Below are 13,323 nucleotides of genomic sequence, written 5' to 3' on the forward strand. Positions count from 1 at the left end.
ATTCTTTTTATATGTCAGATACAACTATACGCACAAAACCCGATGTAGTTCTCATCGGTGCAGGAATAATGAGTGCCACTCTTGGAATACTTTTAAAAGAACTTCAACCCGATATTAAAATTGAAATTTTCGAACGCTTGGATCAAGCTGCAGCTGAAAGTTCAGATGCTTGGAACAACGCAGGAACAGGACATTCTGCTTTTTGCGAATTAAATTATACTCCCGAAAGTGCTGACGGAAGTATTGATCCTAAAAAAGCCATCTCTATTGCCGAATCATTTGAAGTTTCTCGTCAATTTTGGGCATATTTAGTACAACAAAATATCGTTGGCTCGCCAGAAAAATTCATCAAACAAATTCCTCACATTAGCTTTGTTTGGGGCGAAAAAAATGTAGAGTATCTTAAAAAAAGATTCGAAGCTTTGCAACCAAATCCGCTTTTTGCTGATATGCAATTTAGTACTGATTGGTCACAACTCAACCAATGGATGCCATTAGTGATGGCAGGTCGAAAAGAATCTGATAAAGTTGCTGGAACTTCAATGGCTATCGGAACAGATGTGAATTTTGGAGAGTTGACTCGTAGTATGTTTGATCATCTTACTAAAATGGAAGGGGTGACTATGTATTTTAATCACGAAGTTAAGAAATTGAGACAAAATCCTGATAAAAGATGGAGAATAAAAATAACTGATTTGGCAACTGGTCAAAAAAGAAAATCATATACTAAATTCGTTTTTATAGGTGCTGGTGGTGGTTCTTTACCATTGCTTGAGAAAGCGAATATTCCAGAAGGAAAAGGTTTTGGAGGTTTTCCAGTAAGCGGACAATGGTTGAAATGTGTTAATCCAGAAGTAATTGCACAACACGAATCTAAAGTTTATGGAAAAGCGAGTGTAGGAGCGCCACCAATGTCGGTACCACATATTGATTCTAGAATGATCAATGGTGAAAAAGAGCTGTTGTTTGGTCCATTTGCAGGATTTTCTACTCGATTTTTGAAAAATGGCTCTTATTCAGATTTGCCATTATCCATCCAAACGGATAATATTATTCCGATGCTTATAGCAGGATATAAAAATCTTCCTTTGACTAAATATTTAATAGAGCAAGTGCGTCAGTCCCCTGCAGATAGAATAAAAGCATTGAGAGAGTATGTACCCAACGCTAAATCCAAAGATTGGGTTTTAGAACGTGCAGGACAACGAGTTCAAGTGATTAAAAAGGATGAAAAAGAAGGTGGTAAATTAGAATTTGGTACTGAAGTAATCACCTCTGGAGACGGAACATTATCGGTTTTATTAGGTGCTTCACCTGGGGCTTCGACGGCAGTTTCTATTATGATAGATGTAATAGGAAGATGTTTTAAAGAAGAAATGCAATCTCCAGAATGGCAAAGCAGAATAAAAACGGCTATTCCTTCTTATGGTAAAAAACTAAACGAAAATCCTGAATTGTTAGCCGAAGTAAGAAAACAAACGCAACAAGTATTGAAGTTGTAACAACAATTATTTTGTGATAGTTTAAGAGCCTGTTTGAATTTTTTTAACAGGCTCTTTTGTTTTCAAAAGTATTTTGGTTGTTTTAACTACGTTTTCGGATAAGTTGGTTAACCAAATTAATTGTTCAATAACCAATTGTGCTTCTTGCATTTTGAGTTTAAATTCTTCGCTATTAAGATCTTCATTCTCTTGGGTTAATTCTTTCTCTCTAATTTTTTTCAACTCAATAAAACTATTATTTTCAGTATCATCAATTATAAAATCAGATGTTTTGGTCTGGTTTTCGTCTGTTAAAAGTTGAATAGCAAAATCCAGATTTCTTATAATTCGGTCAAAGACAATATTGAACGATTCTGATGCTTCGGTAGTTTTGTGTGATTGGGTATAAGTACCCAAAGAAGCCGCTGACGAAAGCAACGCATTATTGATTACCGTAAATTTATAAACTTGCTGTAGTTTGTTTTGTTTCGATTTAGGTTCTTGTAGCATTCTTTGAAAAGAAGCCATTAGGTTTCCAATTTCTATAAAAGCTTGGTTTCTGGCTAATCTATAATTAGAATCAATACCAGTTTTGTTATTGTACAAAATAGAAATTTGTTTCAAATAATTTTTATTGGCTTCAATGGAGTTTTTGATGTTTTCATTGGTATTTAAAAATTCCCAAAAAGGCCACAAGAAATAATTAGCTAGAATGGCTAGAGTTGCTCCTACACAAGTGTCTAAAATACGATACAAGATAATATCATCATCAGTAGGATTTAATATAGCAAAGATAAAAATGACATGTAGTGTTATAAAACTGGTGCCAATTCTATAATTAGACGGATTAAATGTTAATCCCAAAATCAGAAAAAGGAGTGTTAGTCCGCCAAGAATAGTCGTATTGGGGTTTAATGCCAAAACCGCAAAACCAACGATACCACCAATGATAGTTCCTACAAAACGATGCGAAGTTCTCTCCTTTGTAAGTCCGTAACCGGGACGCATAATTACTACAATGGTAATTAAAATCCAATACACATTTTCAAATGGAAGAACTCTCCCTATGATGAATCCTGTCAATAAGGTAATAGTTATTCGTAGTGAATGCCTGAATTCCATTGACGAAAAACTGAAATTTTCGACTAATGTATTTAATGGATAATAATGAGGTGTGATGAGTTTTTCTAAATCTTTATCTCTGCCTTTTAGGTCTTTTAATTTCACATTTGAAGTATAGGCACGTTCTAGTGTTTTGATTTTTTCTACTTGTTTTTCAGCATAATGCAACATATTGGTTAGCATCAAAACACCTTCTGACGCTTCTGTTTTTCCTAGGGTTTTTTCATATTCGAGGATGGCATTTTCAAAGGCATACAAGTTCTCGACCAAGTTATTTTTGGGGATATAACTCTTTCTTTTTTTAATTTTTTTGGATAACGATTTTAAGTTTTTAGCAAGATTGTAAGCCAGGCTTTGATAGGTCATCAAAACCTTGGGATGCTCGTCAAATTTTTGATGTAATTTGTTATGGTCGAATGAGGTAGAAATGGCTAATTCCATTACTTCTACTAATGAAATAAAAGACAATAACATCTTTCTGTTTTGGTTAGAAGCACCATAATCAGTACGATTTCGAACTAGAATTTCTCTAATATTTTCGTGTCTGTCATTGAGCTCAACCTGTAGTACCAATTGTTTTCGGGTAATTTCTTTTCGATCAGAATTTAATTCCCATAAATCACCTCTTAATTTCAAATATTTAGCGGTCAGTTTGATACATTCTACAATTTCTAGTTCAGTGTAACGATGCGGATTGATGTAGAAAAAAAGAATAGAAATCAACATATAAAATAATCCACCAGCCAGTAATAGTCCAGAATGTTCTATCATTTTCCAGCCACTATTAATATGAGAAAATGAAATAGAAATAATCATTAATGCCGAAAAGGCAACCATCGTAGCGCGTTGTCCATAAACCGCCAACATCGATAGTATGAAAATTAAAGTAGTAAAAACAGGATAAAAAATAAAAGGATAGGGATAGGTTAGATTGATTAATAAATTGGCACTAAAAAGAATGAAAACCGTAACTAGTAGTCCGTTGATTTTATGCTTCAAATTACTAGGTGTGTCGCTCGGAAACGTAAATAAAGCACCAAGGGCTATGATTAATCCTGTTTCTAAATTGCCTAAATAAGAGAATAATAAAACAGGCGTAGCAGCAGAAATTGCAGCTTTTAAAGCATTGGTAAAATTAGTGCCAACGGTGATGTTTCTTATTTTTGCAATCATAATAATTGGGTTATTTGCAAAGGTAAGAATTGTGGTATATTGTATCCCTATAAAGTAGCCTTGATTTTTTAACTAAATTTAATTATTAATCAAGGATAAATGGATGTCTATTTTTTACTACTTTTGCGGACTGAAATTAGCCAAAAGCTATTTCAATTTAGCAGAAAATAATACCAAATACAACACAAATGATTTTACCAATTGTAGGATATGGCGATCCTGTTTTAAGAAAGATGGCTGATGATATTACTCCAGAACATCCTAATTTAAAAGAAATTATCGCTAATATGTATGAAACGATGTATAATGCCTGTGGAGTAGGACTAGCCGCACCACAAGTAGGATTGAGTATTCGTTTGTTTGTTATTGATACCGCTCCTTTTAGCGATGATGAGGATTTACCAACAGAAGAGCAACAAGAATTAAAAGGTTTTAAACGCACTTTTATCAATGCTAAAATTCTGAAAGAAGAAGGTGAATTGTGGGCTTTCAACGAAGGTTGTTTGAGTATTCCCGATGTTCGTGAAGATGTTTACAGACATGAAAAAGTGACTATCGAGTATTATGATGAAAGCTTCAATAAAAAAACTGAAGTTTTTGACGGATTAGTAGCCAGAGTCATTCAGCACGAATACGATCATATCGAGGGTATTTTGTTTACTGATTTGATTTCATCATTAAAAAAACAACTCATCAAGAAAAAATTGCAAAACATTATGGATGGTAAATCCAGACCTGATTACAGAATGAAATTTTCTAATAAAAAAGGAAGATAAAAAAATACGAATTGGGATTTACGAATTCTACAAATTGCCAAATACACAAATAACCAAATACACATTTTTAAAATGAATTTAGAAAAAATATTATCGATTTCAGGAAAACCAGGTTTATACGCATTAAAAGTTCAAACTCGTACTGGGTTTGTAGCCGAGTCATTGCTTGATGGTAAAAAAAGTACCGTTGGATTGAAAGTAAACGTAAGCTTATTGTCTGAAATCTCTATTTATACTGTTGAAGCCGAGAAACCTTTGGCAGAAGTGATGAGAAACATTGCTATCAAAGAAAACGAAGGTCCAGCACTTTCGCACAAAGAAGACAATGCTAAATTAATTGCTTATTTTGCTGAAATCCTTCCAGAATATGATTCAGAAAGAGTCTATCCATCTGATATTAAAAAAGTATTGAGCTGGTATAATTTATTACAATCAAAAGGATTGGTTTCTAAAGAAGAACCAAAAATTGAGAACGCTGAAGCAATTAAAGAAAGTGTTGTAGAAGAAGTAGTTGCCGAAAAAGAAAAAGCTCCAGCTAAAAAAGCAAAAGCCCAAAAAGAGTAATTAGCTTTTAGTGATTAGTAAATAGTGTTTGTGTTTCAGACTAATTACTAAAGACTGTTTACTACTTACTAAATAAATTTAATCCTGTCAAGATGTTTTCCTGACAGGATTTGTTATTTTTACACAAAACCAAATACGATGAACTCCAAACAAAATCAACTCCAAGCTTTCGAACGATTATTAAACATCATGGATGATTTGCGCGAAAAATGTCCTTGGGATAAAAAGCAGACTTTGCAAACATTACGTCATTTAACCATCGAAGAAACCTACGAATTGGGTGATGCTATTTTAGACAATGATTTGGATGAAGTCAAAAAAGAATTGGGTGATTTGTTGTTGCATATTGTTTTTTACGCCAAAATAGGTAGCGAAACCAATGATTTTGATATAGCTGATGTGTGTAATGAAATTTGCGAAAAACTCATTCATCGTCATCCTCATATTTACAGCGATGTGGTGGTTAAAGACGAGGAAGAAGTAAAACAAAATTGGGAAAAACTAAAACTAAAAGAAGGCAAAAAATCCGTTTTAGAAGGAGTTCCAAGAAGTTTGCCAGCCTTGGTAAAAGCCAGCCGAATTCAGGATAAAGTAAAAGGAGTAGGTTTCGATTGGGAAGAACCGCATCAAGTTTGGGATAAAGTTCAAGAAGAATTAGCTGAACTTCAAGTTGAGGTTCAAGCTGGAAACCAGGACAAAATGGAAGCCGAATTTGGAGATGTCATGTTTTCGATGATCAACTACGCTCGATTTTTGAACATCAATCCCGAAGATGCTTTGGAACGAACCAATAAAAAATTCATCAAACGCTTTCAATACTTGGAAAGCAAAGCAGGAGAATTAGGCAAACCCTTAATGGATATGACTTTAGCCGAAATGGATATTTTTTGGAACGAAGCCAAGAAGTTGTAATAAGTTCAAAAAAAGTTTTTTGTTCAATAATTAAAATCTAAATTAGAAACTTCCAATGAAATGGATGCCAACCATAGAGCCTGAAATTTGAGGAATTATTTGTTTTTCCATTCTAATTTTTTTAGGATTGTAGTTAAAAGCATTTGATTCACTTTTTGCAATTTGCTTGCGACTGCTAATTACTATCGATCGTCCAATTATCGTACCCACTAATCCACCTACCACTAAATCCGAAACCCAATGGTCATGTCCTTTTATATTGGAAAGAAATACGCCTGTTACAAAAGTATAAGGTATCCAATAGTTGTTGTATTCCATTTGAAATACTTTAGCAACAGCAAAATAAGCGGTAGCATGAAAAGAAGGGAAAGCAGTTCCTCCATTTGGACCTGATAAATATTGAATTTTTCCGTAATTTCCAAAATCCCAAGGATTTTTTGTCCATGGCTCTACTACAGGATTGTTATCATGTATCCTTCTATGTGGTCTGTTTCTAGAAAACATTGTTTTTAACATTAAATGACTGATAACATAAGAATAGGCTAACGATTTAACGGCATTTACAGCAACAACTTGTCCTTTTTTATTGTTGATTAATAATGAACCTGCATACAAACCGACAATCGGGTACAGAATATATGGATCTTCTCGGGTAACATGTGGAATTAAATTATTGGGATCAGGATCTGGCAGACTATAATCTATTTTTGGTTCGATGTGGTCGTGCATAAAACCCGTTGTTATTTTGTCGGTAGCAATAAGGCCAACAATTCCTGCTGTATAAATAGCTGTTCTTTTCCAGTCGCTCGATATGTTATGTCCCATTGCTTTGAAATCGCCTGGTACACTTAATATGCTGTTTGCTATTACAGAACCTGCTACTTTAAATCGGTTTTCTTTTTTGGTTTCTAGGCTGTCAATTTGAGCAAAACAAGAAATTGAAAGGATGCTAAAAAGGAGTGCTAATTTTTTTTTCATTTTTAAAGCAATTGGGGAATTAACATTTTTTTAGCAAATATAAATCCTTTGATAATAAAATGTATTATTGTTGGAAGAAAAAAGCTAAATGGTTCTTTGATAAAGAAGTGTTTTTATCGTTTTTACGAAGGTAAATCAAGGTTTACATAGTGATTCATCATTTGTTTATTAAATGATTAAATTTTTAAAAACTTGTTTACAGAGAGTTTAAAGTATTGGTTACCAAAATTAACTAGCAATCTTCTTCAATTTATTGATATCCTTCAAAACTATTTTTTTACCATTCAATTCAATTAAGCCTAATTTTTTGAAATCGGATAATAATCGAATGCAACTTTCGGTAGCGGTTCCAATCATTCCAGCCAATTCTTCTCTAGATAGTTGGATGTGTAAAGAACCATCGGGATTTTTACCAAAATTATCTTCAAGGTGGAGTAGGGTTTCGGCTAATCGTTCTTTGACTGTTTTTTGGGAAACAGAAACTAGGTGATCGTTGGTTTCTTTCAAATCGCCACAAAGTGATTTCATCAAATTCATAGAGAACTTATTGTTGCTGTCAAACATATTCAGCATTTCACTTTTTGGGATAAAGCAAACTTGCATATCCTCTAGAGCTATAGCACTTAAATTAGCAGGTTCATCGCTAATCATCGAGCGTTGACCGAGTAATTCTCCCGCTTTAATGAGTTTTACAATTTGATCTTTTCCGTTTGAACTTAATTTGGAGAGTTTACAAACGCCTTCTTTGATACAAAAAATGCCGTTTACCAAATCGCCTTCTTCAAAAATGGGTTCGCCTTTTTTAATGGTATGCGACGTTTTGCAATCGGCAATTCGCAACAATTCCTCTTTGTTGAGCGCTTTCAAAGAACTCAATTCTCTCACGATACATTGTTCACATTTACTCATAAAGAAAGGATTAATCAATGTGGCAAATTTACAACTTTATATGACAATTATCATTTCTTTTAATTTGGACTGTTCCTAAATTTGTTCTTCCAAAAAAGAATAAATTGATAGAAATGCAAAATTGTTTTCATTGCGGATTAGATATTGTAGAGAAAGAGGAGATTATCTTTGACGATAAATTGTTCTGTTGCAACGGTTGTAAGACAGTTTACGAAATATTCAGTATCAACGATATGACTTGCTATTATGATTTCGAAAAAGCGCCAGGAGCAACGCCAGAAGACATCAAAGGCAAATACGATTTCTTGGATAATGAAGGTATTGTTACCAAACTGCTCGAATTTCAAGAAGACAAAACGGCTATTGTTTCATTAAATATTCCGCACATTCATTGTAGTTCTTGTATTTGGATTCTCGAAAATCTGCAACGACTTCAAAAAGGAATTAGTAGTTCACAAGTTAATTTCCCCGAGAAGAAAGTCCGAATCAGCTATAATCCTGAACTAGTTTCGCTCAAAACCATTGTTCATTTATTGAGTTCTATTGGTTATGAACCGTATATCAGTTTAGAAAATTACGAAACGGGGAAAAATAATGTCGATAGAAGTTTGACTTATAAACTCGGTTTGGCTTTCTTTTGTTTTGGGAATATTATGTTGCTTTCTTTTCCTGAATATTTTGAAGTCAAAGAATATTGGCTGGATAATTACCGACCCTTTTTTCGATGGTTGATATTTGCTTTGTCTTTGCCTTCTTTTTTATATTCTGCCAGCGGATACTATGTTTCAGCGTATAAAAGTATTAAATCTAGAATGTTGAATATTGATATTCCAATTGCTTTAGGAATCATAATTTTCTTCATCCGAAGTACTTTTGATATTGTAATGGATTACGGTTCTGGTTTTTTCGACAGCTTGACGGGACTGATTTTCTTTATGCTTTTGGGCAAAATGTTCCAAATCAAAACTTATAGTTTCTTGAGTTTCGAAAGAGATTTTAAGTCTTATTTTCCCATAGCCATTACCCGAATTAATACCAATGCTTCCGAAGAAAGTGTGCCAGTTTATGATATTCAAAAAGGCGATAGATTGCTCATTCGAAACCAAGAATTAATTCCTGTAGATGGTATTTTAATCTCCGAAAAAACCGAAATCGATTACAGCTTTGTTACTGGCGAAGCTATTCCAATTGCCAAAAAATCAGGCGATAAAATATTTGCTGGCGGCAAACAAATGGGAAAAGTTATCGAAATGGAAGTCTTGCATTCGGTTTCTCAAAGCTATTTGACACAACTGTGGAGTAACGATATTTTTCAGAAAAAGGTAGAACAAAAACACAAATCCATTACAGATAAAATCAGTCGTTATTTTACACCCATATTACTACTGATAGCTTTCGCTGGATTTGGGTATTGGATTTTTATTGATGCTAATATTGCTTTCAATGTTTTTACAGCAGTTCTAATTGTGGCTTGTCCTTGTGCCTTGGCATTAACCGCTCCGTTTACGATGGGGAATGTGTTACGAATTTTAGGCAAAAAGAAATTCTATCTCAAAAATGCTTTGGTTATCGAACAATTAGCAAAAGTAGATACGATAGTTTTTGATAAAACAGGAACGATTACGACCAACAAAAAATCGAATATTTCTTATCAAGGAACACCACTTTCAGAAGCGAATTTAATACTGATTAAAAATGCGCTTCGAGGGTCAAATCATCCGTTGAGCCGAATGTTGTATGACTTTTTACCCGAGTTTAAAAAGCTAAAAGTCAATGATTTTGAAGAAATTACAGGAAAAGGAATTCAAGCCAACATTGAAGGAAATAATATTCAAATAGGTTCCGCCGCTTTTGTTGGAATTTTGGAAGAAAATAGTATGCAACAAACGACTGTTTATATTGAAATTAACGATGTTATTTACGGTAAATACATTTTCAATAATCAATACAGAGAAGGTTTGGCGACACTTTTCGAACAGTTGAGCCAGTATTATGAAATTAAAGTTTTGTCGGGAGATAACGAAGGCGAGCGCAATACATTAGAAATTATTTTGCCCAAACAAACCGAATTAATTTTCAATCAAAAGCCAGAACAGAAACTAGAATTCATCAAAAAACTACAACAAGAAGGCAGAAACGTTATGATGGTAGGCGATGGTCTCAACGATGCTGGAGCTTTGGCGCAAAGCAATATTGGAATTTCAATTGCCGAAAATGTCAATGTTTTTTCTCCCGCTTGCGATGCTATTTTGGATGCGAGCGAGTTTAAAAAACTGCATTATTTTTTGAAACTGTCTAAAAAGTCCATCACGACAATTAAATTGAGTTTTGGTTTGTCATTATTATACAATCTCATAGGATTATCATTTGCTATAACTGGAAAGCTAGATCCTCTGGTAGCAGCTATCATAATGCCTTTGAGCACCATTACGATTGTCAGTTTTGTGACCATTATGAGTAATTATTACGCTAGAAGATTAAAGTGATTTTAGTTCAATTTTTTTATCCCGTAGGGATTTCATATTGGTAGTAATAGCGATTAATTATAGTCTTTTGTCCCGTAGGGACTATATTGGTTTACGCATTGTATATAGTCCCTACGGGACAAAAAAACATATCCCTTATTTTTCTACCAATATGAAATCCATACGGGATAAATCTGTTGTAAATCAGAAGTTTATTGATTTGAAAGAAGAGTACTAAAAAAGACTATAAATCACTTTTTAATTTTTTCTTAACAAATAATTTGAATATGATAAATGTCATATTTTAAAGATAGTCCTTGCAGTAATTTTGTTGATATAAATCTACCAGATGAGTGTCATTTATTTACTTATTGCTATTAGTATCGTTGTGGCGATTACGTTTTTTATTGCTTTTGTAATGGCAGTCAGAAAAGGTCAATACGATGATGATTACACGCCTTCTGTTCGAATGCTTTTTGACGATGAATTAATTCAATCTAAAAAGAAAAAATCCAAAGTCGAAAACTCAAATACTTTAGAATAAACTCAAAACTTACAAATAATTAACAACTCTATTTATGGAAATGCAACAGTTTTATTATGATAACAAAATTGTAAAGAAATTCATTTACGCCACCATTGTTTTTGGTGTTGTCGGAATGTTGGTCGGACTTATTTTAGCCACAATGTTTCTTTTTCCAAACCTAACTGACGGAATTTCGTGGTTGAGTTTCGGAAGATTAAGGCCTTTGCATACCAATGCAGTGATTTTTGCTTTCGTTGGAAATGCCATGTTTGCTGGAATTTATTATTCGCTCCAGCGATTGCTGAAAGCCAGAATGTACAGTGATTTTTTGAGCAATTTAAACTTTTGGGGTTGGCAATTAATTATTGTTGCTGCTGCTATTTCATTGCCATTAGGTTATAGCACTTCCAAAGAATATGCTGAATTAGAATGGCCAATAGACATTGCGATTGCCTTGATTTGGGTGACTTTTGGTATCAATATGATTGGAACTATCTTGAAAAGAAGAGAACGCCATTTGTATGTTGCCATTTGGTTTTACCTAGCCACTTTTGTAACGGTTGCGGTGTTGCATATTTTCAACAGTTTGGCATTACCCGTTAGCGGAATGAAAAGTTATTCGGTTTATGCTGGAGTTCAGGATGCTTTGGTGCAATGGTGGTACGGTCATAATGCAGTGGCTTTTTTCTTGACCACGCCCTTTTTAGGATTGATGTATTACTTTGTTCCAAAAGTTGCCAATCGCCCAGTTTATTCTTATCGATTGTCTATTATTCACTTTTGGTCGTTGATATTTTTATACATCTGGGCAGGACCTCACCATTTGTTATATTCTGCTTTACCGAACTGGGCGCAAAATTTAGGAGTTGTTTTCTCTGTAATGCTAATTGCTCCATCTTGGGGAGGAATGATTAACGGATTGTTGACTTTGAGAGGTGTTTGGGACAAAGTGCGTCAGGAACCTGTCTTGAAATTCTTTGTTGTGGCTATTACAGGTTACGGAATGGCTACTTTTGAAGGCCCGATGTTGTCTTTGAAAAACGTGAATGGAATAGCGCATTTCACCGATTGGATTATTGCTCACGTGCACGTTGGAGCTTTGGCTTGGAACGGATTTATGGCCTTTGGAGTTATTTATTGGTTGATTCCAAGAATGTCAAAAACCAGTTTGTATTCTACTAAATTGGCTAATTTCCACTTTTGGATTGGAACTTTAGGAATTATACTGTACACGATTCCAATGTACGTGGCAGGATTTTTACAGGCTTCGATGTGGAAACAATTCAATCCTGATGGGACTTTAACCTACGGAAATTTTCTAGAAACCGTAACTGCCATTATGCCAATGTATTGGATGCGAGCCGTTGGAGGTTCATTATACCTGATTGGAATGTTGGTTTTGGTTTACAATATTATACAAACCGTAAGAGCAGCTGCACCTATCGAAGACGAATTAGCCGAAGCTCCCGAATTGCAAAGAATTAGCCCATCTAGAGTTAAAGGCGAAAGATACCACGCTTGGCTGGAACGAAAACCAATCCAATTGACGATTTTAGCAACTGTAGCTATTTTGATTGGAGGAGTTATCCAAATTGTGCCAACGATTATGGTAAAATCCAATATTCCAACCATTGCTAGCGTAAAACCTTATACACCATTGGAACTAGAAGGTCGTGATTTATACATTCGTGAAGGTTGTGTGGGCTGTCACTCGCAAATGGTGCGTCCGTTCCGAAGCGAAGTAGAGCGTTATGGACCTCAATCCAAAGCAGGAGAATTTGTGTACGATCATCCTTTTCTTTGGGGATCAAAAAGAACAGGTCCCGATTTGTTGAGAGTAGGAGGGAAATACAATGACAACTGGCATTTCAATCACTTATGGAATCCGCAAAGTACTTCGGCAGGTTCTATCATGCCAGGTTACAAATGGTTGTTTGACAATCAAGCGATGGACATTTCTGCTATTCAAAAGAAAATGCAGGTCATGAAACAATTAGGAGTTGCGTACTCTGAAACCCAAATTGCCAATGCTGAAAAAGATTTGAAAGCGCAGGGAATTAAAATTGAAGAAAGCTTGAAATCTGATCCTGACTTTGTAAAAAGTTATGACGATAGCAAGAAAAAAGCAGCTGCCAGAGGAGAAGAATTTGTGCCAATGAGCGACAGAGAAATTGTTGCCTTGATCGCTTATATTCAACGATTAGGAACGGATATTAAAGTTAAAAAGTAAAGTTATGTTCGAACAAATCAAACACAATATGGAAACCATTGCAGGAGTTTCCATCTATCCTATTATTTCTTTGTTGATTTTCTTTTTCTTTTTTGTGGGACTTGGCATTTGGGTTTTTTCCTATAGAAAAGAAAAAATCGATGAATTGAGTCAAATGCCATTGAATGACAATAAAGCAATATAATTT

At 34.4% G+C, this 13,323-nt stretch carries 11 protein-coding genes; 8 read left to right on the plus strand and 3 right to left on the minus strand.

The window, feature by feature from the left end:
• Window positions 1-11 precede the first annotated feature (11 nt).
• A complete protein-coding gene (locus OZP15_RS06345; protein ID WP_281337308.1) occupies window positions 12-1,502 on the plus strand; it encodes a malate:quinone oxidoreductase in 1,491 nt (496 codons plus the stop codon).
• 21 nt (window positions 1,503-1,523) lie between these two features.
• On the opposite strand, the gene OZP15_RS06350 is transcribed toward OZP15_RS06345, so the two are convergent.
• Window positions 1,524-3,776, minus strand: coding sequence for an FUSC family protein (locus tag OZP15_RS06350; RefSeq protein WP_281337309.1), 2,253 nt, complete (start codon window positions 3,774-3,776; stop codon window positions 1,524-1,526).
• A 188-nt stretch (window positions 3,777-3,964) separates the two neighbouring features.
• Here OZP15_RS06350 and def point away from each other — a divergent pair, with 188 nt between their 5' ends.
• The 3 genes from def to mazG all read left to right on the plus strand — a co-directional run bounded on the left by def (window position 3,965) and on the right by mazG (window position 6,028).
• A complete protein-coding gene (gene def, locus OZP15_RS06355) occupies window positions 3,965-4,552 on the plus strand; it encodes a peptide deformylase (protein ID WP_269227623.1) in 588 nt (195 codons plus the stop codon).
• A 72-nt stretch (window positions 4,553-4,624) separates the two neighbouring features.
• Window positions 4,625-5,116, plus strand: coding sequence for a DUF5606 family protein (locus OZP15_RS06360; protein WP_269227624.1), 492 nt, complete (start codon window positions 4,625-4,627; stop codon window positions 5,114-5,116).
• Between the two features lie 138 nt (window positions 5,117-5,254).
• On the plus strand, window positions 5,255-6,028 hold the full coding sequence (mazG, locus tag OZP15_RS06365; RefSeq protein WP_269227625.1) for a nucleoside triphosphate pyrophosphohydrolase: 774 nt from the start codon (window positions 5,255-5,257) through the stop codon (window positions 6,026-6,028).
• Between the two features lie 42 nt (window positions 6,029-6,070).
• Here mazG and OZP15_RS06370 read toward each other — a convergent pair whose 3' ends face one another.
• Both OZP15_RS06370 and OZP15_RS06375 read right to left on the minus strand, forming a co-directional pair.
• Window positions 6,071-7,006, minus strand: a complete 936-nt coding sequence (locus OZP15_RS06370) for a phosphatase PAP2 family protein (protein ID WP_281337310.1) — start codon at window positions 7,004-7,006, stop codon at window positions 6,071-6,073.
• Between the two features lie 228 nt (window positions 7,007-7,234).
• Complete coding sequence (locus OZP15_RS06375) at window positions 7,235-7,915, minus strand: Crp/Fnr family transcriptional regulator (RefSeq protein WP_269227628.1); 681 nt, start codon at window positions 7,913-7,915, stop codon at window positions 7,235-7,237.
• Between the two features lie 107 nt (window positions 7,916-8,022).
• On the opposite strand from OZP15_RS06375, the gene OZP15_RS06380 reads away from it, so the two are divergent.
• The 4 genes from OZP15_RS06380 to OZP15_RS06395 all read left to right on the plus strand — a co-directional run bounded on the left by OZP15_RS06380 (window position 8,023) and on the right by OZP15_RS06395 (window position 13,320).
• The gene (locus OZP15_RS06380; RefSeq protein WP_281337470.1) at window positions 8,023-10,401 is read left to right on the plus strand and encodes a heavy metal translocating P-type ATPase; all 2,379 of its coding nucleotides are present in this window, start codon (window positions 8,023-8,025) and stop codon (window positions 10,399-10,401) included.
• 328 nt (window positions 10,402-10,729) lie between these two features.
• Window positions 10,730-10,924, plus strand: coding sequence for a cbb3-type cytochrome oxidase assembly protein CcoS (gene ccoS / locus OZP15_RS06385; protein WP_269227629.1), 195 nt, complete (start codon window positions 10,730-10,732; stop codon window positions 10,922-10,924).
• Between the two features lie 34 nt (window positions 10,925-10,958).
• Window positions 10,959-13,136 carry a cytochrome-c oxidase, cbb3-type subunit I gene (gene ccoN / locus OZP15_RS06390; RefSeq protein WP_281337311.1) on the plus strand — a complete coding sequence of 726 codons (2,178 nt, stop codon included), beginning with the start codon at window positions 10,959-10,961 and terminating at the stop codon, window positions 13,134-13,136.
• 4 nt (window positions 13,137-13,140) lie between these two features.
• Window positions 13,141-13,320 (plus strand): CcoQ/FixQ family Cbb3-type cytochrome c oxidase assembly chaperone, encoded by a 180-nt coding sequence (locus OZP15_RS06395; RefSeq protein WP_269227630.1) that lies wholly within the window; start codon window positions 13,141-13,143, stop codon window positions 13,318-13,320.
• Window positions 13,321-13,323: the final 3 nt, after the last annotated feature.

Source organism: Flavobacterium eburneipallidum (assembly GCF_027111355.2).
GTDB classification, from domain to species: domain Bacteria; phylum Bacteroidota; class Bacteroidia; order Flavobacteriales; family Flavobacteriaceae; genus Flavobacterium; species Flavobacterium eburneipallidum.